The 23,763-nt window shown below is 69.3% G+C and carries 25 protein-coding genes; 18 read left to right on the top strand and 7 right to left on the bottom strand.

The window, feature by feature from the left end; genetic code table 11:
- The first annotated feature begins 178 nt into the window (after nucleotides 1-178).
- Together secB and Q8X39_RS17935 are read left to right on the top strand one after the other, a co-directional pair.
- On the top strand, nucleotides 179-634 hold the full coding sequence (gene secB, locus Q8X39_RS17940; protein ID WP_305751063.1) for a protein-export chaperone SecB: 456 nt from the start codon (nucleotides 179-181) through the stop codon (nucleotides 632-634).
- 77 nt (nucleotides 635-711) lie between these two features.
- Nucleotides 712-1,692: an NAD(P)H-dependent glycerol-3-phosphate dehydrogenase gene (locus tag Q8X39_RS17935; RefSeq protein WP_305751062.1), complete on the top strand. Its 981-nt coding sequence runs from the start codon at nucleotides 712-714 to the stop codon at nucleotides 1,690-1,692.
- A gap of 19 nt (nucleotides 1,693-1,711) precedes the next feature.
- Here the strand turns inward: Q8X39_RS17935 and Q8X39_RS17930 are convergent, their stop codons facing one another.
- Both Q8X39_RS17930 and Q8X39_RS17925 read right to left on the bottom strand, forming a co-directional pair.
- Entirely contained in the window at nucleotides 1,712-2,182 is a 471-nt protein-coding gene (locus Q8X39_RS17930) for a tRNA (cytidine(34)-2'-O)-methyltransferase (RefSeq protein ID WP_305751061.1), read from the bottom strand.
- An 83-nt stretch (nucleotides 2,183-2,265) separates the two neighbouring features.
- A complete protein-coding gene (locus Q8X39_RS17925; protein ID WP_305751060.1) occupies nucleotides 2,266-3,135 on the bottom strand; it encodes a ComF family protein in 870 nt (289 codons plus the stop codon).
- Nucleotides 3,136-3,163: 28 nt separating this feature from the next.
- Between Q8X39_RS17925 and Q8X39_RS17920 the strand changes: the two genes are divergently transcribed.
- From Q8X39_RS17920 to Q8X39_RS17890, 7 genes are all read left to right on the top strand, one after another.
- Nucleotides 3,164-4,108, top strand: a complete 945-nt coding sequence (locus tag Q8X39_RS17920) for a methyltransferase domain-containing protein (RefSeq protein ID WP_305751059.1) — start codon at nucleotides 3,164-3,166, stop codon at nucleotides 4,106-4,108.
- Between the two features lie 397 nt (nucleotides 4,109-4,505).
- Entirely contained in the window at nucleotides 4,506-5,672 is a 1,167-nt protein-coding gene (gene coxB, locus Q8X39_RS17915; protein WP_407068029.1) for a cytochrome c oxidase subunit II, read from the top strand.
- A gap of 29 nt (nucleotides 5,673-5,701) precedes the next feature.
- Complete coding sequence (gene ctaD, locus Q8X39_RS17910; RefSeq protein WP_305751057.1) at nucleotides 5,702-7,333, top strand: cytochrome c oxidase subunit I; 1,632 nt, start codon at nucleotides 5,702-5,704, stop codon at nucleotides 7,331-7,333.
- Nucleotides 7,334-7,377: 44 nt separating this feature from the next.
- Nucleotides 7,378-7,497 carry a cytochrome oxidase small assembly protein gene (locus tag Q8X39_RS17905; RefSeq protein ID WP_305751056.1) on the top strand — a complete coding sequence of 40 codons (120 nt, stop codon included), beginning with the start codon at nucleotides 7,378-7,380 and terminating at the stop codon, nucleotides 7,495-7,497.
- 4 nt (nucleotides 7,498-7,501) lie between these two features.
- Nucleotides 7,502-8,155 carry a cytochrome c oxidase assembly protein gene (locus tag Q8X39_RS17900; RefSeq protein ID WP_305751055.1) on the top strand — a complete coding sequence of 218 codons (654 nt, stop codon included), beginning with the start codon at nucleotides 7,502-7,504 and terminating at the stop codon, nucleotides 8,153-8,155.
- Entirely contained in the window at nucleotides 8,155-8,415 is a 261-nt protein-coding gene (locus tag Q8X39_RS17895) for a DUF2970 domain-containing protein (RefSeq protein WP_305751054.1), read from the top strand. Before Q8X39_RS17900 ends, Q8X39_RS17895 begins: the two co-directional genes overlap by 1 nt.
- Nucleotides 8,416-8,491: 76 nt before the next feature.
- Nucleotides 8,492-9,373: a cytochrome c oxidase subunit 3 gene (locus tag Q8X39_RS17890; protein WP_305751053.1), complete on the top strand. Its 882-nt coding sequence runs from the start codon at nucleotides 8,492-8,494 to the stop codon at nucleotides 9,371-9,373.
- Between the two features lie 102 nt (nucleotides 9,374-9,475).
- Here Q8X39_RS17890 and Q8X39_RS17885 read toward each other — a convergent pair whose 3' ends face one another.
- Nucleotides 9,476-9,706, bottom strand: coding sequence for a DUF2909 domain-containing protein (locus Q8X39_RS17885; RefSeq protein ID WP_305751052.1), 231 nt, complete (start codon nucleotides 9,704-9,706; stop codon nucleotides 9,476-9,478).
- 67 nt (nucleotides 9,707-9,773) lie between these two features.
- Between Q8X39_RS17885 and Q8X39_RS17880 the strand changes: the two genes are divergently transcribed.
- From Q8X39_RS17880 to Q8X39_RS17860, 5 genes are read left to right on the top strand one after another with little or no spacing between them, the layout of a single operon-like run.
- A complete protein-coding gene (locus Q8X39_RS17880) occupies nucleotides 9,774-10,487 on the top strand; it encodes an SURF1 family protein (RefSeq protein ID WP_305751051.1) in 714 nt (237 codons plus the stop codon).
- Nucleotides 10,429-11,157 (top strand): SCO family protein, encoded by a 729-nt coding sequence (locus Q8X39_RS17875; protein WP_305751050.1) that lies wholly within the window; start codon nucleotides 10,429-10,431, stop codon nucleotides 11,155-11,157. The genes Q8X39_RS17880 and Q8X39_RS17875 overlap by 59 nt, the downstream gene beginning before the upstream one ends.
- A 40-nt stretch (nucleotides 11,158-11,197) precedes the next feature.
- A complete protein-coding gene (locus Q8X39_RS17870) occupies nucleotides 11,198-12,472 on the top strand; it encodes a COX15/CtaA family protein (RefSeq protein WP_407068028.1) in 1,275 nt (424 codons plus the stop codon).
- On the top strand, nucleotides 12,469-13,383 hold the full coding sequence (gene cyoE, locus Q8X39_RS17865; protein WP_305751048.1) for a heme o synthase: 915 nt from the start codon (nucleotides 12,469-12,471) through the stop codon (nucleotides 13,381-13,383). The genes Q8X39_RS17870 and cyoE overlap by 4 nt, the downstream gene beginning before the upstream one ends.
- Nucleotide 13,384: 1 nt before the next feature.
- On the top strand, nucleotides 13,385-14,020 hold the full coding sequence (locus Q8X39_RS17860) for an SCO family protein (protein ID WP_305751047.1): 636 nt from the start codon (nucleotides 13,385-13,387) through the stop codon (nucleotides 14,018-14,020).
- 37 nt (nucleotides 14,021-14,057) lie between these two features.
- Here Q8X39_RS17860 and Q8X39_RS17855 read toward each other — a convergent pair whose 3' ends face one another.
- The 4 genes from Q8X39_RS17855 to Q8X39_RS17835 all read right to left on the bottom strand — a co-directional run bounded on the left by Q8X39_RS17855 (nucleotide 14,058) and on the right by Q8X39_RS17835 (nucleotide 19,254).
- Entirely contained in the window at nucleotides 14,058-15,953 is a 1,896-nt protein-coding gene (locus Q8X39_RS17855) for an ATP-binding cassette domain-containing protein (RefSeq protein WP_369538123.1), read from the bottom strand.
- 130 nt (nucleotides 15,954-16,083) lie between these two features.
- Entirely contained in the window at nucleotides 16,084-16,638 is a 555-nt protein-coding gene (gene pal, locus Q8X39_RS17845) for a peptidoglycan-associated lipoprotein Pal (RefSeq protein ID WP_305751046.1), read from the bottom strand.
- A 105-nt stretch (nucleotides 16,639-16,743) separates the two neighbouring features.
- Nucleotides 16,744-18,321 (bottom strand): apolipoprotein N-acyltransferase, encoded by a 1,578-nt coding sequence (gene lnt, locus Q8X39_RS17840; RefSeq protein WP_305751045.1) that lies wholly within the window; start codon nucleotides 18,319-18,321, stop codon nucleotides 16,744-16,746.
- Nucleotides 18,322-18,363: 42 nt separating this feature from the next.
- Nucleotides 18,364-19,254, bottom strand: coding sequence for an HlyC/CorC family transporter (locus Q8X39_RS17835; RefSeq protein WP_305751044.1), 891 nt, complete (start codon nucleotides 19,252-19,254; stop codon nucleotides 18,364-18,366).
- Nucleotides 19,255-19,442: 188 nt separating this feature from the next.
- Here Q8X39_RS17835 and Q8X39_RS17830 point away from each other — a divergent pair, with 188 nt between their 5' ends.
- From Q8X39_RS17830 to hslV, 4 genes are all read left to right on the top strand, one after another.
- Nucleotides 19,443-20,489, top strand: coding sequence for a CobW family GTP-binding protein (locus Q8X39_RS17830; protein WP_305751043.1), 1,047 nt, complete (start codon nucleotides 19,443-19,445; stop codon nucleotides 20,487-20,489).
- 282 nt (nucleotides 20,490-20,771) lie between these two features.
- Nucleotides 20,772-21,260: an RNA polymerase-binding protein DksA gene (dksA, locus tag Q8X39_RS17825; protein ID WP_305751042.1), complete on the top strand. Its 489-nt coding sequence runs from the start codon at nucleotides 20,772-20,774 to the stop codon at nucleotides 21,258-21,260.
- Nucleotides 21,261-21,323: 63 nt separating this feature from the next.
- Nucleotides 21,324-23,081 (top strand): hypothetical protein, encoded by a 1,758-nt coding sequence (locus Q8X39_RS17820; protein ID WP_305751041.1) that lies wholly within the window; start codon nucleotides 21,324-21,326, stop codon nucleotides 23,079-23,081.
- Nucleotides 23,082-23,206: 125 nt separating this feature from the next.
- The gene (hslV, locus tag Q8X39_RS17815; protein ID WP_305751040.1) at nucleotides 23,207-23,743 is read left to right on the top strand and encodes an ATP-dependent protease subunit HslV; all 537 of its coding nucleotides are present in this window, start codon (nucleotides 23,207-23,209) and stop codon (nucleotides 23,741-23,743) included.
- Nucleotides 23,744-23,763: the final 20 nt, after the last annotated feature.

Here is a 23,763-nt window from a genome sequence, read left to right as displayed (position 1 = left end):
ACCCGAATGGGGGGTGCAGGAACCCAGCCCCGGTGGTGGGTCAACACCTCGTGCGGCCCCCGTCGGCGACACCTGCGCGACCCGGAACCGACACGCCCGACTGCCATAATCCCGACGGCCCGCCGCAGAGCGCGGGCTTTTTTGCGACCTCCGCGCCACCCGACCGAGACACCACACCATGGCCGACGAACAAGCCGCAACGGGCGAAGCGCCCGTCTTCCAGATCCAGCGCGTCTACCTCAAGGATCTGTCGCTCGAACAGCCCAACTCGCCGCAGATCCTGGTCGAGCAGGGCCAGCCCAACGTCGACATCAACCTGCAGGTCGAGGTCGCCCCGATCGCCGAAGGCATGTTCGAGGTGGCCGTGACCGCCACCGTGACCACCACGCTGGGCGAGCGCACGCTGTTCCTGTGCGAGGCCAAGGAAGCCGGCATCTTCGAGATCCGCAACATCGATCCCGAGCAGATGCAGCCCATCCTGGGCATCGCCTGCCCCGGCATCGTCTATCCCTATCTGCGTGCCGTCGTCGCCGACGTCATCAGCCGCGCCGGCTTCCCGCCGGTGCACCTGGCCGAAGTCAACTTCCAGGCCATGTACGAGGCCCAGCAGGGCCAGGTCGCCGGCAACGCCTGATGCCGCGCGGGAGGCGGTGGCAGGCCCTGTGCGCCTGACCCGCCTCCTTCCGACTCCCCCTTACGCATCCCCGCACCATGCAGATCACCGTGCTCGGTGCCGGCGCCTGGGGCACGGCGCTGGCCGCCCAGGCCGCCCGTCACCATCCGACGCTGCTGTGGGGCCGTGACGCGGACCAGATCGCCGCGATGGCCCGGGAGCGCCGCAACCAGCGCTACCTGCCCGACGTCGCGCTGCCCGAGTCGCTCGCCTACGTCGCCGACCTCGATGCCGCCCTGGCCCATGCCGGCGCCCACGGGCTGGTGATCCTGGCCACGCCGATGGCCGGCCTCCGCGGCATGCTCGCGCGCATCCCCGCCGACCACCCGACGCTGTGGCTCAGCAAGGGCTTCGAGGCCGGCACCGGCCGGCTCGGCCACGAGATCGCCCGCGAGGTCGCGCCCAGCCTGCGCTGCGGCGTGCTGTCAGGCCCGAGCTTCGCGCTCGAGGTCGCCCGCCAGCAGCCGACCGCGCTGGTCGCGGCGACCTCGGACACCGCGCTGCGCGAGGCTGCCGTGGCGGCACTGCACGGCGGCAGCCTGCGCGTCTACGGCTCCGACGACCCGGTCGGCGTCGAGGTCGGCGGCGCGGTCAAGAACGTGCTGGCGATCGCCACCGGCATCGCCGACGGCATGGCGCTGGGCCTGAACGCCCGCGCCGCGCTGATCACGCGCGGCCTGGCCGAGATGACGCGGCTGGGTCTGGCGCTGGGCGCGCGGGCCGAGACCTTCATGGGCCTGTCCGGTCTGGGCGACCTGGTGTTGACCGCGACCGGCGACCTGTCGCGCAACCGCCGGGTCGGCCTGCTGCTGGCGCAGGACCAGACGCTGGACCAGATCCTGGCCGAACTGGGCCACGTCGCCGAAGGCGTCTACAGCGCCCACACGGTGCTCGAACGCGCGCGGCAATGTGGCGTCGAGATGCCGATCACCGCAGCGGTCGTCGCGGTGCTGCAGGGCCGCATGGCACCGCGCGCGGCGGTCGGCCTGCTGATGCAGCGCGAAGCCCGCAACGAGTGATGCCTGGCACCGCCGCGGCTCAGGCCGCGCCGGCGTAGCCGTGCTGCCGCCAGGCCTCGAACACCGTCACCGCGACGGCGTTGCTGAGGTTCAGGCTGCGCTGGCCGGGTCGCATCGGCAGGCGCACGCGCTGCGACGGCTCGAATCGCTCGCGGATGTCCTCGGGCAGGCCGGCGGTCTCGCTGCCGAACACGAACCACCCGCCGGCCGGCCAGGCGATCTCGCCGAAGGGCCGGCTGCCGCGCGTGGTGAAGGCATACATGGCCGCCGGGTCGGGTGACGCGGCCTTCAGGAACGCGTCCCAGTCGGCATGGCGGCGCACCGGTGCGTGCTCGTGATAGTCCAGCCCGGCGCGCTTGAGCAGCTTGTCGTCCATCGAGAAACCGAGCGGTTCGACCAGGTGCAGCGAGCAGCCGGTGTTGGCCGCCAGCCGGATCACGTTGCCGGTGTTTGGCGGGATCTCGGGATGGACCAGGACGATGTGGAACATGGGCGGCAGACCGGAGCGGGGCAGGAAACGGCGCGCAGTATGCCGAGGCCACAGAACCAGTTGCGCCTGACTCGGCTTGCGCGTCAATCGGCCGGCGTGCGCGCCAGCGCCCAGACCGTCACGCGCCGCGCGCCGGCCCGCTTGAGCACGCGGGCGCACTCGGCCAGCGTTGCGCCGGTGGTCATCACGTCGTCGACCAGCACGACCTGCGCACCCGCCAGGGTCGCCCGGGCCGACCCCGGGACCGTGTAGGCGCCGCGCACCTGGTGTCGTCGCGCTTCACCCGTGAGGGAGACCTGGTGCGCACCGCCGACGAGGCGCTCGATCAGGTCGTCCCGCACCGTCAGCCCAAGCGCGGGCCCCAGCCGGCGGGCCAGCTCCCAGGCCTGGTTGTAACCACGCTCGCGCCAGCGTTCTGAGGTCAGCGGCACCGGCAGCAGGAGCGTCGACGGGTCGGTGTGCGCGGGGTCGGCATCAGGCCGTCGATCCAGCATCAGCCGGGCCAGGGGCCGCGCCAGCTCGGGCGCTCCGTGGAACTTGAAGGCCGCCACCAGCCGGTCCCAAGGCGGGCCATAGTCGAGCGCGGCCCAGGCGGCGTCGAAGGCAGGCGGGTCGCGGCGGCAGTCGGCACAGATCGCCTCGGGCATGTGCTGGCCTGTTTCGAGCGCGGCCAGGCTGCGATTTTCGAGATGGACCGCCAGCAGCGCCGGCAGGCCGATCGCGCAACGGCTGCAGCGCCAGCGCGGCGCGGCATGGCGGGTCAGGCAGTCGGCGCAGAAGACCTCGGCGGACCATGCGTCACAGATCCGGCATTGGCTGCGCGCGACGGACGCGAGGGCCGTGCGGCAGGCGACCCAGCCGCGCCGCAGCGGCGCCAGCGTACCGGCAGCGACGACCGGATCGGCCGGGATGCTCGACGGGATCGGTCCTGTCGGGATGCGCGAGGGGGGCATGTGCGGCTCACTATACTGCCGCGCCACCATGGACCAGCCCCCCAAGACGGCTCACGCCACCCCGTCCGGAACCGGCCTTCCCGAGGGCCGCACGCTGCTCGATCCGGCCGCCATCCGGCGTCTGCGCGAACGGCGTCGGGCCGCGGCGCCACAGCCCTGGCTGCACGGCGAGATCGCGCGCCGCATGGCCGAGCGGCTGAGCCTGGTCCGCCAGCAGCCGGCACAGGTGCTGGACTGGTGGCCCGAGCGGGCCGAGGACACCGATGCGCTCGCCGACGCCTGTCCGCAGGCCCGCCTGTGGCAGGTCGAGGCGGCCGATCCGGCCGGGACAATCCGCCCGGCACCGGCGGCCGGCAAGCCCTGGTGGCGCAGCCTGATCGGCAAGGTCACCGCACCGGAGACGCCGGCCGCCCCGCAGGTCGACCTGCTCTGGTCGAACATGATGCTGCACTGGGCCGATCCGCTGCCCGCGCTGCTGGCGCAGTGGCACCGGGCGATCCGGGTCGACGGCTTCCTGATGTTCTCCTGCCTCGGCCCCGACACGCTGCGCGAGTTGCGCCCGATCTACCGCGACGCCGGCTGGGGCGAACCGGCCAGCCCCTTCATCGACATGCACGACCTGGGCGACGCGCTGGTGCAGGCCGGCTTCGCCGATCCGGTGATGGACATGGAGACCCTGACGCTGAGCTGGGCCGATGCGCCGTCGCTGCTGGCCGAGCTGCGCAGCCTCGGCCGCAACACCCATCCCCGGCGCCATGCAGGCCTGCGCACGCCCCGCTGGTTGCACAGCCTGCACAAGCAGTTGCACGAGAAACTGGCCGGCGCTGACGGTCGCCTGACGCTGACGTTCGAAATTGTCTACGGCCACGCATTCCGCCCCGTTCCCCGGGCGAAGGTGGGCGGCGAGACCACGATTGCGCTGGAATCGATGCGGGAAATGACGCGTCGACGCAACCCGCTGACCGGTGCATGACGCCGCTCAGCCCTTCGAGTTGTGAACATTCTTTGCGAGCCGATGTGCCCCTCGTAGAATTCACGGGTTGAGCTGCAAGGCGACGCAATGATCCCGGTCAAGTGCCCGATGCACTTGACTTGATCCTCACCAAGGCCCGCGCACCGTCGCGGGCCGCTTCGTGTCAGAGGTGGCACGGCGCACGGTGATGCGTGCCCCAGGCGCACCAAGGGTCCTGCCATGTCATCCGGAGCAATCTGGATGACGTGCTTGCCAGGCCCGGGGCACAGTGACCCCGCACCGCACCGGCCGTCGGGGCGGCGTGGATGGTCAGGCAACTCTCAAGCGCAGTGTGCCGAGCCCGGCGACGTCCGGGCGGGCACCGGGTGATGAACGGAAAGTGAAGACGATGAAGACCATGAATGCTCTGCGACGGCACCTGGCCCCTGTCGGCCTGGCTGCGTTTGCCGCGCTGGCCGCGCCGGCTGCCTGGGCGGTGAACGACCTGCCCGGAGGCCCCTCCGTCCGTCAGATGGACCTGCCGGTCGGCGCGAGCAAGATGTCCGAGAACCTGCACCAGCTGCACTGGATCATGATGATCATCTGCACGGTGATCTTCCTCGGCGTCTTCGGCGTGATGTTCTATTCGATCATCAAGCACCGGAAGTCCAAGGGCCACAAGCCGGCCAACTTCCACGAGAGCATCACCGTCGAGATCGCCTGGACGATCGTGCCCTTCATCATCGTGATCGCGATGGGCGCCATGGCCACCAAGACGGTGGTCGCGCAGAAGGACACCACCAATGCCGACCTGACCGTCAAGGTCACCGGCTACCAGTGGAAATGGGGCTACGACTACCTGAAGGGCGAAGGCGAAGGCATCGGCTTCCTGTCCACGCTCGACACCAGCCACCGCGTCATGTCGGACTCGGGCAAGCCCGCCGACATCGATGACTACCTGCTCAAGGTCGACAACCCGCTGGTCGTGCCGGTTGGCAAGAAGGTCCGCCTCATCACCACGGCGGACGACGTGATCCACTCGTTCACCGTGCCGCAGTTCGGCATCAAGCAGGACGCCATCCCCGGCTTCGTGCGTGACACCTGGTTCCGCGCCGAAGTCGTTGGCGACTTCCACGGCCAGTGCGTGGAGCTGTGCGGCAAGGAACACGCCTACATGCCCATCCACGTGAAGGTGCTCTCGCAAGAGGACTACAGCGCGTGGGTCGCCGGCGAGAAGAAGAAGCTGGCTGCCAAGGCCGACGATCCGGCCAAGGTCTGGTCCCTGCCTGACCTGGTCGCCCGCGGCGAGAAGGTCTACGCCGCCAACTGCCAGGCCTGCCACCAGGCCAACGGCAAGGGTGCCGGTCCGATCAAGGCCGTCGACGGTGCGCCGGTCGTGCTGGACGCCGACAAGACCAAGCAGATCGCCGTCCTCCTGAATGGCCAGAACAACGGTGCCATGCCGTCGTGGAAGGCCCTGTCCGACACCGAGATCGCCGCCGTGATCACCTACACGAAGAACAACTGGTCGAACAAGACCGGTCAGATCGTGCAGCCGGCCGACGTCCTCGCGGCTCGCAAGTAATCCAGGCTCAACCGAGAGGTATTCGACCCATGAGCGCAGTTCTCCACCCCGGTGGCCACGCCCACGACGACGGTCACGGACACGACGATCACCACGCGCCACATGGCTGGCGTCGCTGGGTCTTCGCGACCAACCACAAGGACATCGGTACGCTGTACCTGCTGTTCGCCTTCGCCATGCTGATGATCGGCGGCGTCCTTGCCCTGCTGATCCGCCTTGAGCTGTTCCAGCCCGGCCTGCAGTACGTGAACCCCGAGCTGTTCAACTCGTTCACGACCATGCACGGCCTGATCATGGTGTTCGGCGCGATCATGCCGGCCTTCGTCGGCTTCGCGAACTGGATGCTGCCGCTCCAGATCGGCGCGTCCGACATGGCCTTCGCCCGGATGAACAACTTCAGCTTCTGGCTGATGATCCCGGCGGCCATCATGCTCGTGGCGAGCTTCTTCATGCCCGGTGGTGCACCCGCCGCCGGCTGGACGCTCTACGCGCCGCTGACGCTGCAGATGGGTCCCTCGATGGACGCCGGCATCTTCGCGATGCACATCCTCGGCGCCTCGTCGATCATGGGCTCGATCAACATCATCGTGACCATCCTCAACATGCGCGCCCCCGGCATGACGCTGATGAAGATGCCGATGTTCGCGTGGACCTGGCTGATCACGGCCTACCTGCTGATCGCGGTGATGCCCGTGCTCGCCGGCGCGATCACGATGACGCTGACCGACCGACACTTCGGCACGACCTTCTTCAACCCCGCCGGCGGCGGTGATCCGATCCTGTACCAGCACGTGTTCTGGTTCTTCGGTCACCCCGAGGTCTACATCATGATCCTGCCGGCCTTCGGCATCATCAGCCAGATCGTCCCGGCCTTCGCACGCAAGAAGCTGTTCGGCTACGCCTCGATGGTCTACGCGACCGCATCGATCGCGATCCTGTCGTTCATCGTGTGGGCCCACCACATGTACACGACCGGCATGCCGCTGACCGGCCAGCTGTTCTTCATGTACGCGACGATGCTGATCTCGGTGCCGACCGGCGTGAAGGTCTTCAACTGGGTCGCCACGATGTGGAAGGGCTCGATGACCTTCGAGACCCCGATGCTGTGGGCCGTCGGCTTCATCTTCGTGTTCTCGATGGGCGGCTTCACCGGCCTGATCCTGTCGATGGCCCCGATCGACATCCAGTTGCAGGACACCTACTACGTCGTGGCCCACTTCCACTACGTGCTGGTGGCCGGTTCGCTGTTCGCGATGTTCGCCGGCGTGTACTACTGGGGTCCGAAGTGGACCGGCGTCATGTACTCCGAGACGCGCGGCAAGATCCACTTCTGGGCGTCGATGGTGTTCTTCAACGTCACCTTCTTCCCGATGCACTTCCTCGGCCTGGCCGGCATGCCGCGCCGCTACGCCGACTACCCGCTGCAGTTCGCCGACTTCAATGCACTGGCGTCGATCGGCGGCCTGGGCTTCGGTCTGTGCCAGGTCTACTTCTTCGTGTTCGTCGTGATCCCGATGATGCGTGGCCAGGGCCCGAAGGCATCCCAGAAGCCCTGGGAAGCGGCTGAAGGCCTGGAGTGGGAAGTGCCTTCGCCGGCGCCCTTCCACACCTTCGAGAACCCGCCCAAGCTGGACGCCACCGCCACCAAGGTGATCGGCTGATCCTTGCGCCATGTGCGCCCATCGGAACCTGAAGCAGTCCCCACATGTCCAAGCCCCCTGACGAGAAGCGCCGCCAGAACCTCAAGCTCGGCTTGATCCTGGCGAGCGTTGCGGTCGTCTTCTTCCTTGGCTTCTTTGCCAAGGTGACGATGCTGGGCAAGTGATCCGATGACGCGCGACACCCGCACCCTCGCAGCCGCCGGCACGCCCACCGGCGTGCGCCGCGACAACATCCGCATGATGGGCAAGCTCGCGGTGATCGCCGGCCTGATGTTCGGCTTCGGCTATGCGCTGGTGCCCATGTACCGCGCGATCTGCGAGGCCATGGGCATCAACGTGCTGACGCTCAACGAAGCCCGCGTGACAGGCCGCGCGACCCAGGCCGAGGCGTTGCGCAACACCCAGGTCGACCGCACCCGCACGATCACCGTCGAGTTCGACGCGAACGCACGGGGCCCGTGGGACTTCAAGCCGGCGCAGCGCTCGGTGCAGGTCCATCCGGGCGAGGTCACGACCGTCATGTACGAGTTCCGCAACGTGCAGAACCGGACCATGGCGGCCCAGGCCATCCCGAGCTACGCGCCAATGAACGCGACGCCGCACTTCAACAAGCTGGAGTGCTTCTGCTTCAACGAGTACACGCTGAAGCCGGGCGAAGCCAAGAGCTGGCCGGTGGTCTTCGTGATCGATCCGAAGCTGCCGAAGGACGTCACCACCATCACCCTGTCCTACACCTTCTTCGAGGTGGGATCCAAGGTGAAGGGCGCCAACGGCAGCAGTGCCGCAGCCAACCCGCAAGTTGTCCCGACACCGGGCTCATGATGGCCAACGAACCTCAAGACGCCGCTGCACCGGGAGCCGACCTGAAGGCGGCCGCGCAGCGCAAGCTGTCGTTTCGCCAGACGGCCACGGCCGTCGCCTGGTCCTTCCTCGGCATCCGCCGCGGCCGCGACTACCAGAACGACGTGAACCGGCTCAACCCGGTGCACGTGATCATCACCGGCGTGATCGCTGCCCTGCTCTTCGTGCTGGGCCTGGTCATGCTGGTGAAGTGGATCGTCGCCAGCGGCGCGGCCACCTGATACCCGAGATCCGAACGAACCCGCGGGTTCGCCTCACCAGACAACCACAGACATCAGCCAGATTCAGGAGCTAGACATGTCGGCAGCGAGCAAGGGCGCCACGCCCTACTACTACGTCCCGGCGCCCTCGCGGCACCCGGTCATGATGGCCATCGGCCTGTTCTTCGTGATCCTCGGCGCCGGCCAGTGGATCAACGGCCATGGCTGGGGCGCCTATTCCCTGCTGGCGGGCCTGGCCTGGGTCGCGGTGGTGCTGCGCCAGTGGTTCGGTGAAGCCGCTGGCGAGAGCGAAGGCGGCCTCTACAGCGACCGCATCGACATCTCCTATCGCTGGAGCATGGCCTGGTTCATCTTCTCGGAAGTGATGTTCTTCGGCGCCTTCTTCGGCGCGCTCTACTGGCTGCGCGTGCAGTCGGTGCCGAGCCTGGGCAGCCTCGAGAACTCGCTGCTGTGGCCCGACTTCAAGGCCCTCTGGCCCAGCGTCGCCGCTGGCGTGACCGCATCCCCGGCCGGTACCGTCGATGCCTTCCTGACCATGGGTCCGTGGCCGATCCCGACCATCAACACCGCGCTGCTGCTGACCTCGGGCGTGACGCTGACGATCGCCCACCATGCGCTGATCGCCGACCAGCGTGCCAAGTGCATCCGCTGGATGTGGGTCACCGTGCTGCTGGGCATCGTCTTCCTGGGCTTCCAGGGCTACGAGTATTCGCATGCCTACAGCGACCTGAACCTGAAGCTGTCGTCGGGCGTCTTCGGCTCGACCTTCTTCCTGCTGACCGGCTTCCACGGCTTCCACGTGTTCGTGGGCATGCTGATGCTGCTGTTCATCACGCTGCGCCTGCAGAAGGGCCACTTCAGCGCCAAGCGCCATTTCGGCTTCGAAGGCGCGGCCTGGTACTGGCATTTCGTCGACGTCGTCTGGCTTGGCCTGTACATCGTCGTCTACTGGCTGTGAGGCCTGCGGCGGTGCCCGTCACCGCCATCTCGCTGCACACGTGAAAAGAGCGCCTCGCGGGCGCTCTTTTCATTGGTGAAGGTCGAGGTGGGCAAGGCCGGATCAGATCGGCTTGAGCGGCACACCGGTGGGATGGATCCAGCCCATGAGCCAGCTCAGCAGCACGAACAGGAAGACGGCCACCGACGCGGCGATGCGCAAGGTCAGCGCCCGGGCCATGCGGCCCCGCTCGTCCTGACCCGCGTCCTCGCGGGGCCGCTTGAGCATGAAGACACCGGCCGAGGCCAGCGCTCCGAGAATGACGACGAAGGCCAGTCCGATGATGAGTTTCATGGCGACCGATTATTCCACCCGACTTCCCGAGCCACCGTCTCCGCGTCGACGCCTGCAGGGCGGGATCGTGCTTGTCGCGGCCCTGGTGGTCTGCGCACTGACGGCAAGGCTGGGCATCTGGCAACTCGACCGGGCCGACCAGAAGATCCGCCTGCAGCAACAGATCGAGTCTCGTCATGCGCAGCCGGCACTGGACGGCGCGGGCTGGCCACGGGCCCAGGCGGGCGATCCGTCCTTGCATGACCGCCGGGTCACGCTGCACGGCCATTGGCGCCACGACGGCACGGTCTTCCTCGAGAACCGCCAGATGCAGGGCCGGCCGGGCTTCTACGTCGCCACGCCGCTGCAACTCGGCCCGAACGACGCGGTGATGGTGCTGCGCGGCTGGATCCCGCGTGACGCCCAGGACCGCACCCGCCTGGCGCCGCTGCCCCGGCCCGAGGGCGAGGTGACGCTGCAAGGCCGCATCGCCCCGCCGCCGTCCAAGCTCTACGACTTCGGCGACGCCGGCCGCGGCCTCATCCGCCAGAATCTCGACCTCGCCGCCCACGCCTCGGCGCTGGGCCTGCCGCTGCGGCCGGCCTCGATCCTGCAGACCGACCCGGTTGCAGCCGACGAGGCGCCGCTGCTGCGCGACTGGCCGCTGCCGGCCGTCGACGTCCAGAAGCATCTCGGCTACGCCGCCCAATGGTTCGCCCTCAGCGCTCTTTGCGCAGGACTCTATGTCTGGTTCCAACTCATCCGTCCCCGCCTCCAGCAGCGTCGCCGCGCCCCGGCCTGACGAGGACGAGCCGCTCGGCCTGACGGTCCACAGCCTGCCGGTCCAGCCGCTCGATCCCGATCAGCGCACCCGGACCGGCCGGCTGCGCATGATGCTGATCCTGCTGATGTGCGCCTCGCCGGTGATCGCGTCCTACTTCACGTTCTACGTGATCCGCCCGCAGTCGCACACCAACTACAGCACGCTCATCGTCCCGACCCGCGCACTGCCGGCGCCGGCGCAGCTAAGCCTTCAGACCTTGGAAGGTCAGCCTGTCGACGCCCGTGCGCTGCGCGGCCAGTGGCTGCTCGTGGCGGTCTCCGACGGCCTCTGCGACGCCACCTGCGAGAAGCTGCTGTACGCCCAGCGCCAACTGCGCGAGGGCCTGGGCCGGGACCGCGACCGCGTCGACCGCGTCTGGCTGGTGACCGGCACGACGCCGCCGCGCGAGGCACTGATGCCCGCGATGGCCAACGCGACCGTGCTGCGCGCCATCGAAGGTCAGCTCGCGAGCTGGCTGGCGCCGGACCCCGGCCACCGGCTCGGCGACCACCTCTACCTCGTCGACCCGCATGGCCAATGGATGATGCGGGTACCGGCCGAGTTCGATCCGGCCAAGGTGCGCCGTGACCTTGACCGCCTGCTGCGTGCCGCCGCCTCGTGGGACCGGCCGGGCCGCGAGGCCCTCTGATCCCCTCCGAGCCGACGACCTCCTCGCCTGCCCCGACACGATGGACATGAACGCCGAACTGATCGATCTCAGCCCCGTGCTGTTGCTGGCCGCGATCGGCCTGGCGCTGGCCGCCGGCCCGATCCTGTGGCTGCTGCGCCGCCAACGTCACGCCAGCACGCCGCAGCGCCTGCGGGCGCTGACGCTGCTGGCCCTGTTCCTGACCTTCGACCTGATCGTCTTTGGCGCCTACACACGACTGTCGGACTCAGGCCTCGGTTGTCCGGACTGGCCCGGCTGCTACGGCAGCGTCAGCCCGATCGGCGCGAGCCCCGAAATTCACGCCGCGCAGACCGCCATGCCGACCGGACCGGTGACCCACGGCAAGGCCTGGGTCGAGATGATCCACCGCTACCTGGCCACCGGCGTGGGCATGCTGCTGGTCGTGCTGTGCGCCTGGAGCTGGCGCGCGGCTCGCCGGGCCACCGGTTCGGCGCTCGCCAGCGTGCCGGTCTCGCCGGGCTGGTCAACGCTGAGCCTGATCTGGGTCTGCCTGCAGGGTGCCTTCGGTGCGCTGACCGTGACGATGAAGCTGAACCCCGGCATCGTCACGCTGCACCTGCTGGGCGGCATCGGCCTGCTGGCGCTGCTGGCGGTGCAGGCGCAGCGCTACACCGCCGCGCTGGCCACACCGGCATCGGCGGCCAACATGCCGGGTGACGGCCTCTGGCCCAGCCCGGTCCGCCTGACCGCTGGCCTGCGCCGAGCCGTGCTCGCGGTGCTGCTGCTGGTGATCGTGCAGGTCACGCTGGGTGGCTGGGTCAGCACCAACTACGCCGTGCTGGCCTGCACCGACTTCCCGACCTGCCAGGGCAGCTGGTGGCCCGAGATGGACTTCACCCATGCCTACACCTGGCGACCTGCGCTGGGCCTGACCGCTGACGGCCACAACCTGACGCTGGCCACGCTGACGGCCATCCACGTGACACATCGGCTCGCCGCGTTCGCGGTGCTGGCCGCGATGCTGGCACTGGCCTTCGCGCTGCGTCGCCATGCCGATGCGCCGGCACGGCCCTATGGCGCCTGGCTGATCGGCCTGTCGGCCTGGCAGCTGGCCAGCGGCCTGTCCAACGTCGTGCTCGGCTGGCCGCTGCTGGCCGCCCTCGCCCACACCGCCGGCGCTGCCGCGCTGGTCGCCGTGCTGGCCGCCCTGCTGGCGGCCTCGGTCGCACCCGCTGCGGCACGTCGTTCCACCTTCGATGCCGACGGCACCACGCCGTCCCGGCCGGCCGCGCGTCACGACGCCCGGCCAGCCGCCACACCCGAGTCCGCATGAACGCCACCTCGAGCGCCGCCGCACCGTCCCTCTCGCCCTGGCGCCAGTACCTCGCGCTGACCAAGCCGCGGGTCGTCCAGCTGATCGTCTTCTGCGCCGCCATCGGCATGTTGCTGGCCGTTCCCGGCCTGCCGGACCTCGAACAGGCACGCCTGGCGCTGTGGGGCACCGTCGGCATCTGGCTGGTCGCCAGCGCGGCGGCGGCCTTCAACTGCCTGATCGAGCAACACATCGACGCGCGCATGAAGCGCACGGCCTGGCGTCCGACCGCGCGCGGCGAACTCAGCCGCAAGCAGGCGCTGGTTTTCTCGGCCGTGCTGGGCGGCGCGGGCATGCTGGTGCTGCACGAATGGGTCAACCCGCTGACGGCCTGGCTGACCTTCGGCACCTTTGTCGGCTACGCGGTCATCTACACCGTCGTGCTCAAGCCGCTGACGCCACAGAACATCGTCATCGGCGGCGCCTCCGGCGCGATGCCGCCGGTGCTGGGCTGGGCCGCCTTGACCGGCGAGGTCGGACCTGAGTCGGCCATCCTCTGCCTGATCATCTTCCTGTGGACGCCACCGCACTTCTGGGCCCTGGCGCTCTACCGCGTGGAGGACTACGCCCGCGCCGGCCTGCCGATGCTGCCCGTCACGCACGGCAACGAGTTCACGCGGCTGCAGATCCTGCTCTACACCTTCGTGCTGCTGGCCGCGACGCTGCTGCCCTTCGTCCAGGGCATGAGCAGCTGGCTCTACCTGGCGAGCGCGCTGGTGCTGGGCGCGCGCTTCATCCAGTACGCCTTCCGGCTGTGGCGCGCCTACAGCGAGGCGCTGGCGCGCGAGACCTTCCGCTTCTCGATCTGGCACCTGTCGCTGCTGTTCGCGGCGCTGCTGGTCGACCACTACCTGCTGCCCTGGCAGCGCTGACATGACGACGCCCGCGCGACCGGTGCTGCGCCGGCCCGACCGGCGCCGGCTGCTGGCGTCCGCGGCCAGCGCCGCCTTGCCGCTGTGGCTGGCCGGGTGCGACGCGCCGCCGCGGCCACCCTTCAAGTCGGTCGACATCACCGGCGCGGACTACGCCAACCGCCTCGAACTGCCCGACCTGGACGGCCGCATCCGCACGCTGGCCGACTTCAAGGGCCGCCTGCCGGTGGTCTTCTTCGGCTACACGCAGTGCCCGGATGTCTGCCCGACCACGCTGGCGATGCTGGCCGAGGCCCGCACGCTGCTGGGCCGCGACGGCGACAAGCTGGTCGGCATCCTGGTGACCATCGACCCCGAGCGCGACACGCCCGAGCTGCTGCGGCCCTATGTCGCCAGCTTTGCCAGCGACTGGATCGCGCTGCGCGGCGACGCGGCGCAGACACTCGCCACCGCACGCACCTTCAAGGTCTTCTACCGCAAGGCGCCCGGCCCCGAGGCGGGTCGCTACACGATGGACCACACCGCCGCGTCCTACGTCTTCGACCCGCGCGGGCGCATCCGCCTCTACGTGCGCAACGGCACGACGGCCGCCGACCTGGTCGCCGACCTCCGCCAGCTGCTGGCGGAGCAGGCCTGAGCCGGCCACCACCGCTGCTGCGGCATCGGCGGTCCGGTCAGCGGGCCGGTCCCGACAGGCTTTCCCAGCGCTCCAGCAGCGCCATCAGCTCGTCGTCGATCTCGGCATGCCGCGCATGGACGCCAGCCACCCGCTGCGGCGTCTCGCTGTAGAGCGCCGTACCGGCGAGCTGCTCGGACAGCGCCTTCTGCTCCGACTCCAGCGCCGCGATGCGGACCGGCAGCTCGTCGAGCTCACGCTGCTCCTTGTAGCTGAGCTTGCGCCGCGCAGGCGCAGGCGCGGCGACAGGCCCGGCAACAGGCGCCGGGGCGGCCAGGGCCTTCGGCGCGGCCGCCTTGGCGGCGTCCTTCGCCGCCAGCGCCGCCGCGCGGCGAGACTGCTGCAGCCAGTCCTCCACACCGCCCTCGTACTCGCGCCAGGCGCCGTCGCCCTCGCTGACCAGCGTGCTGGTCACGACGGCATCCAGGAAGGTCCGGTCGTGGCTGACGAGGAAGACCGTGCCGGGGTAGTCCGTCAACAGGTCCTCGAGCAGCTCCAGCGTCTCGATGTCGAGGTCGTTGGTCGGTTCGTCCAGCACCAGCACGTTGGCCGGCCGGGCGAACAGGCGCGCCAGCAGCAGCCGGTTGCGCTCGCCGCCGGACAGGCTCTTGACCGGCGAGTTGGCCCGTGCCGGGGCGAACAGGAAGTCGCCGAGGTAGCCCATCACATGCTTGCGCGTGCCGCCGATCTCGACCCACTCGCTGCCCGGGCTGATGGTGTCGGCCAGGGTGGCTTCGGGGTTCAGCACCTCGCGCATCTGGTCGAAGTAGGCGACCTGGATCTGGGTGCCCAGCCGGACCGTGCCGGCGTCCGGCGCGAGCTGGCCGAGGATGAGCTTGAGCAGCGTCGTCTTGCCCGCGCCGTTCGGTCCGATCAGGCCGACCTTGTCGCCGCGAAGCACGGTGTAGTCGAAGCCGCGCACGATGGTGCGCTCGCCAAAGGCCTTCGAGACCCCTTCGAGCTCGGCCACGATCTTGCCGCTGCGCATGCCGGCATCGAGCTCCAGCTTGGCCTTGCCGACCACGTCACGGCGTGCGGCGCGCTGCTCGCGCAGCCGCTCCAGCCGGGCGATGCGCCCGACGCTGCGGGTCCGGCGGGCTTCGACGCCCTTGCGGATCCAGACCTCCTCCTGCGCCAGCAGCTTGTCGAAGCGGGCCTGCGCCAAGGCCTCGTCCTGCAGCTCGCGCGCCTTGGTCGCCTCGTAGGCCGAGAAGCGCCCCGGGTAGCTGCGCAGCACGCCGCGGTCGAGTTCGACGATGCGGGTCGAGACGGCATCCAGGAAGGCGCGGTCGTGGGTGATCACCACCAGCGCACCGCGGAAGCTGGTCAGCAATTCCTGCAGCCACAGGATCGCGTCGAGATCGAGGTGGTTGGTCGGCTCGTCGAGCAGCAGCACGTCGGGCGCCGCGGCCAGCGCACGCGCCAGCGCGACGCGCTTGCGCAGGCCGCCCGACAGCGCGTCGACCTGGCGGTCCGGATCCAGCTGCAGGCGGTGCAGCGTCTCGTCGACGCGCTGCTCCCAGGTCCAGCCGTCGACCGCCTCGATGCGGCTCTGCAGGGCATCGAGGTCCTCGCCCGGCGCCGGGTTCTCGTAGCGGGCGCGCAGGTCGCGGGCCTCGGCGACGCCGTCGCTGACGGCCTCGAAGACGGTCGCGCCGGCCTCGAAGGCGGGCTCCTGTGCGACGTAGACCCGTCGCAGCCCCTGCTGGACCTGCAGCAGGCCGTCATCGGGCAGCTCCATGCCGGCCAGGATCTTCAGCAGCGAGGACTTGCCGCTGCCGTTGCGGCCGATCAGGCCGATGCGCTCGCCGTTCTCGACCGACATCGCGGCATGGTCGAGCAGCGCCACGTGGCCATAGGCCAGACTGGCATCGAGCAGGGTCAGCAAAGCCATCGCGCGGGGTTCCGTTCATGGCCCGGCCCGCGATGGTCGCGTGGCGAGGCCCCAAAGAAAACGGCCGGACGAGCCGGCCGTTCAACATGCAGTCGGGACCTGCGCCTGGCGCCGATCCCGATCCGCCCGATCAGCGGTACTTGACGTCGGCGCGGCGGTTCTTGGCCCACGCCTCTTCGGTGCTGCCCGTAGCGACCGGACGCTCTTCGCCGTAGCTGACGGCCTCGAGCTGCGCGTCACGTGCGCCCAGCAGCTTCAGCGACTGGACGACGGCCTGGGCGCGCTTGTTGCCCAGCGCCAGGTTGTATTCGCTGCTGCCGCGCTCGTCGGCATTGCCTTCGATCACGACCTTCACGGCCGGGGCCGAGGCCAGGTACTTGCCGTGCAGTTCGACGACCGGACGGTCTTCGGCGCGGACCACGAACTGGTCGAAGTCGAAATAGATGCTGCGCTTCTTCGACAGGTCGCTGTTCGGATCCAGGTGAGCGGCCAGGGCGGCAGCGGCGTTGGTGTTCGTGGGAGCGGCGGCCGGGGCGGCAGGCGCGGCCGGAGCCGGGGCGGGCGCGGGGGCCGGAGCCGGGGCCGACACGGGGGCCGGGGCCGGAGCGGGCGCAGGGGCCGGCGGCGTGCTGGAGCAAGCGGCCAGCGTGATGGCGATGAGGGCGGCGGAGGTCAGACGGATCATTGTTGGTCCTGATGGCAGCTGTGAGTGGGGCCGCATGCGGAACACACGGACTCGCAGATTTTAACGTGACGAAATGGCAGTTTCGGACATGCCCTGTCAACCAGTTCACGTCAATGCGTGTCGAACCTGATCCGAACCGGAAGTACGCCGGACGCGCCAAAGCATCATGCCCAGCGCGAACAGCCAGGCCGGCCAGAGTCCGGTACGGCCGACCCAGGCCGCGTAGGGCGTGAGGCCGCTGCGCGACTCGACCTCACCGACCAGCACGCCGCGTTCGTGCGGCGGCAGGGCGTGTCGGACCTCGCCACGGTGGTCGATCACGACGGTGGCGCCGGTGTTGGTCGCCCGCAGCATCGGACGCTGGAGTTCGAGCGTGCGCATGCGCGAGATCTGCAGGTGCTGCGGCACCGCCACGCTGCGGCCGAACCAGGCAATGTTGCTGACGTTGGCCAGCACGCCAGGCACATCGGCCGGCGCACCGACAAAGCGCGCGGCCAGTTCCTCGCCGAACAGATCCTCGTAGCAGATGTTGGGTGCGACCGCGACGCCGCGGACCCGGAACGGCGGCGCGACCAGCGGTCCGCGGCTGAAGTCCCCGAGCGGGATGTGCATCGCGTCGACGAACCAGCGGAAGCCACGCGGCACGAACTCGCCGAAGGGCACCAGGTGATGCTTGTCGTAGCGGTAGACCGGCGTGCCGGTCGGCCCCAGACCGGCCACCGAGTTGGTGTAGCCATGCTCGAAGTCGCCCAGCGGCAGGCCGACCAGCACATGCTGGCCGCTGGCGCCGACCTGCTCGGTGAACTGGTGCCACAGGCCGTCGGGCAGCTGATCGGGCAGCAAGGGGATCGCCGTCTCCGGCGCGACGACCAGATCGGTGCGAGCGGCGAGGAGCGTGCGCAGATGCCAGTCCAGCGCCTCGGGCAGGCGCTCGGCATTGAACTTCTCGTCCTGGCTGACGTTGCCTTGCAGCAGGGTCACGCTCAATCGCTCCCCCGCCTGCGTGAAGTCCGGGCCGCGCAGCGCCGGCAACCAGCCGGCGCCCGCCAGCGTCAGCGTCGCCAGCGACAGCGCCAGCCAGCGGTCACGTCGACCGGACAGACGAGCCGACAGCTCCAGCGCGAACCAGGCCGACAGCGCCGCCGCCACCGCGCCGACGCCGTAGACGCCGATCCAGGGCGCCAGAACGGCCAGCAGCCCGTCGGTGTGCGCATAGCCGCTGGCACCCCAGGGAAAGCCGGTGAACCATTCGCCACGCGCCAGCTCGATGGCCAGCCACAGGGCGGCCAGCCAGGCCACGTCGACGCCGGTCCGGCCGCTGCGCAAGGCCCGCCACAGCGCCATCGCCGCCGCGACCAGCAGCGCCAGCGCCGCCGCCAGCGCCAGCACGGCCAGCACGGCCAGCGGCGCGGCCAGGCCGCCGTAGTCGTGCATGCTGACGTAGAGCCACCAGAAGCTGCCGGCCATCCAGCCGGTGCCGGCCAGCAGGCCCAGGCCGGCGGACCGGCCGATGCCCGCGCGTCCCGCCGCGATCAACAGCAGCAGGCCGGCCAGTGCCAGGAGCTGCAGGCCGGGCATGGCGCGCGGCGCCAGCGCCCATGCCATCAGACCGCCGCACAGCAGTGCGGCCGGCGCGGTCAGGCTCAGCGGCCAGGGCGCCACGAGGGCGGGTCGCAGGCTCATGTCGGAAGACTCGGGGATGGCGTGACAGGCAAGGACGCCCGCTCAGGCGTCGACGGTGCGCGTACTGGCCGCTGCACGGGTGACCTTGAACCAGCGCACCGCACCACCCCGCGTCAGCATGACGGTGAAGAGCAGGCCGGCGATCTCGACCGCCTCGCCCCGGCGCGGCACCTGGCCATGCTGATGAGCGACCAGGCCGCCGATGGTCTCGAAGCCCTCGGCCGGCAGCTCGACCGCGAAGGTCTCGGCCACCGCCTGGATGTGGGCATCACCGGCAACGCGCTGGCTGCCATCGGCCAGCGTGTAGATGCCGGCCTCGGCGTCCTTCTCGTCGAACTCGTCCTCGATCTCGCCGACGATCTCCTCGAGCACGTCCTCGATGGTGATCAGCCCGGCGACGCGGCCGAACTCGTCGACCACCAGCGCGAGGTGGTTGCGGTTGGAGCGGAAGTCGCGCAGCAGCTCGTTGAGGCCCTTGGACTCGGGCACGAACACGGCCGGGCGCAGCAGCGTGCGAAGGTTCAGCTCGGGCGCGCGCTGCAGCTTGAGCAGGTCCTTGGCCAGCAGGATGCCGATGATGTTCTCGCGCTCGCCGTCGTAGACCGGGAAGCGCGAGTGCGCGCAGTCGATGACATTGGCCAGCAGCTCGTCGTAGGGAGCGGCGATGTCGAGCAGGTCCATCCGGGGCGCGGCGACCATCGCGTCGCCAGCGGTCAGCGCCGCCATCCGGATCACCCCTTCGAGCATGGCGCGCGATTCGGGGTCGATCAGCTCGCGCTTCTCGGCGTCGGCCAGGGTCTCGATCAACTCGTCGGTGGAGTCCGGGCCGGGCGAGATGAACTCGAGGACGCGCTCGAACAGCGAGCGCCGGTCTTGGGGGCTGGAACGCCCCGATTCGCGTGCGGAACGCGAACCTGGCTGAGGTTCGGACACGGCCTGGTGCCGGAAGTTGGGACGCGCCAAGAATACCCGATGGTCGTTACATCCCAGGCGGTTCGAGCCCCTGTCACCGCGCCTTGACGACACCTGACCCTTGACAGACAGTGCATGATCCCCATGTCAGGGGGCTGCTCCGCGCCACCGCGCGCCGGCCCCGTCATTTCCTGCGAAAGTCGATCTCCATGTCCACCGGCCTCATCCCCGCCACCATCCTCACCGGCTTCCTCGGCTCGGGCAAGACGACGCTGCTCAAGCGCGTGCTCTCCGAGGCCCATGGTCAGAAGATCGCGGTGATCGAGAACGAGTTCGGCGAGGAGAACATCGACAACGACATCCTCGTGGCCGAGACCGAGGAACAGATCATCCAGATGAGCAACGGCTGCATCTGCTGCACCATCCGCGAGGACCTGCGCGCCACGCTCAACGACCTGGCACAGCGCCGCCGCAAGGGCGAGCTGCAGTTCGACCGGGTCGTGATCGAGACCACCGGCCTGGCCGACCCGGGCCCCGTGGCACAGACCTTCTTCATGGACGACGAGATCGCCGAGAGCTACCTGCTCGATTCGGTCCTGACCCTGGTCGATGCCAAGCATGCCGGGCAGCAGCTCGATGACCGCCAGGAAGCGCGCCGTCAGGTCGGGTTCGCCGACCAGATCTTCATCAGCAAGACCGACATCGCCGATCCGGCCGCGGTCGACGCGCTGGTGCATCGCCTCAAGCACATGAACCCGCGCGCACCCCAGAGCCGCGTCCACTTCGGCGAGGTGTCGATTGCCGAGGTCTTCGACCTGCGCGGCTTCAACCTCAACGCCAAGCTCGAGATCGATCCCGAGTTCCTGAGCGGCGACGGCCATGGACCCGCGCACGATCATGACCACCACGACCACGCGCACGGCGAGCACTGCGACCACCCGCACCATCACCACCACGACGACGACGTGAAGTCCTTCGTGTTCCGTTCGAACCGAGCCTTCAGCCCGGCCAAGCTCGAGGACTTCCTCGGCTCGATCGTGCAGATCTACGGTCCGAAGATGCTGCGCTACAAGGGTGTGCTGCTGATGCAGGGCACCGACCGCAAGGTCATCTTCCAGGGCGTGCACCAGCTGATGGGCAGCGACCTGGGCCCGAAGTGGGCCGCCGATGAGGAACGCGGCAGCAAGATGGTGTTCATCGGCATCGACCTGCCCCGCGAGGTGTTCCAGCAAGGGCTGGAACACTGCCTGGTGTGATCGGCACCACGCTGCCATGACACGCGCCTCGATCCCCCGGTGCGCGTCAGGGCTGCGTGGCTACAATCCGCGCGCCCGAAGGGGCCAGGAGCATCGCAGCGACTCAGCCGAGTCCAGGTCGGTGCCGGCGCCTGAGACCGGCCGGCAACTCGTCCGCGACGAGCTGGCCGGCGTCTCGACACAAGCAACAGAAACACATCCGGCTCGGCCCGAGATGTCCGCAGTTCGACCGCCCTGGTGGTCGCAGCGCCCTCCAACCTGCCAACCTCCTCGAGTCGTCCCATGCCCGTGAACGAAGCCACCCGTGCGGCCCAGAAAGCCGACCCGAAACTCGCCAATGCCTGGAAGACCAAGTCCGGCCGCGACATGAGCGATGCCGAGCTGCTCGCCATGCCCGACAGCGAGTACATGAACGAGAAGCAGCTCGAGTTCTTCCGCGTCCGACTGGAAGCCCAGAAGAACGACCTGCTGAGCAACGCGGGAGAGACCACCGAGCACCTGCGCGAGGACACCTCCATCGTCCCCGACCCGGCCGACCGCGCCACGATCGAGGAAGAGCACGCCCTCGAGCTGCGCACCCGGGACCGCGAGCGCAAGCTGCTCAAGAAGATCTCGCAGGCCCTGTCGCGGATCGAATCTGGTGACTACGGTTACTGCGATGAAACAGGTGAACCCATCGGTCTCGGCCGGCTGCTGGCGCGACCCACCGCTACACTTTCTCTCGAAGCGCAACAGCGCCGGGAGCTGAAGCAGAAACTGTTCGGCGATTGACCCGGCGCACCCGCCGCAGCCACCCTCCGATCAGCCTCTTGCGCGCGGCCTCGCACAGCCCTCATGTCTGAACCCAAGGAACCCCAGAAGAGCGGCTTCCTCCGCAAGGTGGTGCGGTTCGCGCTCAACCCGACCACCGACTGGGCAGACCTGAACGGCAACCCTCAAGAGCACAAGGAAGACGATCAGGCCAAGACCGAGCTCAAGGCCATGATCGAGCGCAAGCGCCGCAACGACTTCGTGCGCAAGCGCGAGTTCGACATGCTCCGCAAGATCCGGCGCGAAGGCCTCACCGGCGAAGGCATCGCCGGCCTGGAAGGCCTGTCGCACCTGGACGATTCCGAGGTGCGCACGCAGGACAGCGGTGCGCGCGCGGACGGCGACGTCAAGGACAAGATCGACGCGATCGAACGCATGATGGTCGGCGAGTCCGGCAGCAGCCGGCGCGGCGCGGCGGTGATGCGTTCGACCACGCCGTCGATGTCCGACTCCTTCTTCGCGGCCACCACCGCCCCTCAGGTCATGATGCCGGCGCACGTCGCCGATGCCTTCAAGCCGACCACGCCGATGCAAATGCTCGAGGGCTCGCTGCAGCTGCACCTGCCCAATCCGGAAGCCGATGTCACCGGCGACCCGAACGCGCCGGCCCAGATGATGAGCAAGGGCATCTCGGCGTTGTCGCCGCTGATGGGCCTGGGCGAAGGCTCCAACGCCTTCGCGGTCGAGGTCACCGAACTGGCCCACGACCCGGAGCTGGACGAGGCGGTGATTGCCTTCGCCAACGCCGACTTCGAGCAGTGCGAGCGCACGCTGCAGGGCCTGATCTCGCCCGGCCAGCAGCGCTCGCAGCATGCCGAGACCTGGTTCGCGCTGTTCGACCTCTACCGTGCCACCGGCCTGCAGGCCAAGTTCGACGCCCTGGCGATGGACTATGTGCAGCGTTTCGGCTGGTCGCCGCCGCAGTGGTTCTCGCTGCCGCGGATGGTGGCCGAGGCCGCCGCCGGCGACGCGCCGCGCACCGCCCGCAAGCCCTCGCAGATCGACGGCTCGATCGGCTGGGTCGCTCCCGAGAGCGTCGACGTGCCGGCCGTCCAGGCGCTGCGCAACCAGCTGTTGCACATGCCGCTGCCCTGGGTGCTGGACTGGCGCCAGGTGCGCCGCATCGATGCCCAGGCCAGCGCCGCGCTGACCAAGCTGTTGACCGACTGGTCGAACGAGCCGATCGAGATGCGCTGGATCGGCGGCGAGAAGTTCTTCAGCCTGCTGGCCGAGCTCGCGCCGCCCAACAGCCGCAACGCCGACCCGGCCCACTGGCTGCTGCGACTCGAAGCCCTGCGCCTGGCCAACCGCGCGCCCGACTTCGACCAGGCCGCGATCGACTACTGCCTGACCTACGAGGTCTCGCCGCCGTCGTGGTCGACCGCGCGCTGCTCGCTGCGCGTCTCCGGCGGCAGCGGCGTGACCGTCTCCCCGCCGACCCAGCCGGCCGAAGGCGGCATGGCCTTCCCCGAGTCCGAACCGGTCGAGGACAGCGTGCCGATGGTCGCCACCGTCGAGCTCAACGGCCAGCTGGTCGGCGACATCGGGGCGCTGCTCAAGGGCCTGGAGAGCAAGGCCGGCGCGGCCTCGATGATCCAGGTCTCCTGCGCCCGCCTGATCCGCATCGACTTCATCGCCGCCGGTGACCTGCTCAACTGGGTGCTGGCGCGCCGCACCGAGAACCGCAGCGTCAGCTTCATCGACGCGCACCGGCTGGTCGCGCTGTTCTGCGGCGCCATGGGCATCACCGAACACGCCCGCGTGACGGTGCGCAACATCTGAGCACACGGCCCCCGGCTCGGCCCGCGGCCGGCCGGCCCGGGCTTGAGCGTCCGGCCTGAGCCGCCAGCTTCTCGTTCTCCTCTGTCTTCCCCCGCTGCGCGCCGGCCCCGCTGGCGCCCCTCCTCATGGAATCCTTCCACGGCACCACCATCCTCAGCGTGCGACGCGGCCAGCAGGTCGCGATGGGCGGCGACGGCCAGGTCACGCTCGGCCACATCGTCGTCAAGTCCAGCGCCCGCAAGGTCCGCAAGCTCTACCGCGACCAGGTGCTGGCGGGCTTCGCCGGCGCCACCGCCGACGCCTTCACGCTGTTCGAGCGCTTCGAGGCCAAGCTCGAGAAGCATCAGGGCCACCTGGTGCGCGCCGCCGTCGAGCTGACGCGCGACTGGCGCACCGACCGCGTGCTGCGCAAGCTCGAAGCCATGCTCGCCGTGGCCGACCGGACCGCCTCGCTGATCATCACCGGCAACGGCGACGTGCTGGAGCCCGAGCACGGCATCGTCGCGATCGGATCGGGTGGCGCCTACGCCCAGGCGGCCGCCCGCGCGCTGCACGAGCACACCCAGCAGAGCCCGGCCGAGATCGTCAAGCGCTCGCTGGAGATCGCCGGCGACCTGTGCATTTACACCAACCAGTCGCACGTCATCGAGACGCTGGACTGAGCCCGAACCGACCGAGCCCG

It is taken from the genome of Leptothrix discophora, assembly GCF_030705305.1.
Classification (GTDB): Bacteria; Pseudomonadota; Gammaproteobacteria; order Burkholderiales; family Burkholderiaceae_C; genus Sphaerotilus; species Sphaerotilus discophorus.
The sequence above is the reverse complement of the archived record's forward strand: the minus strand, read 5'-3'. Positions and strand labels throughout refer to the sequence as shown.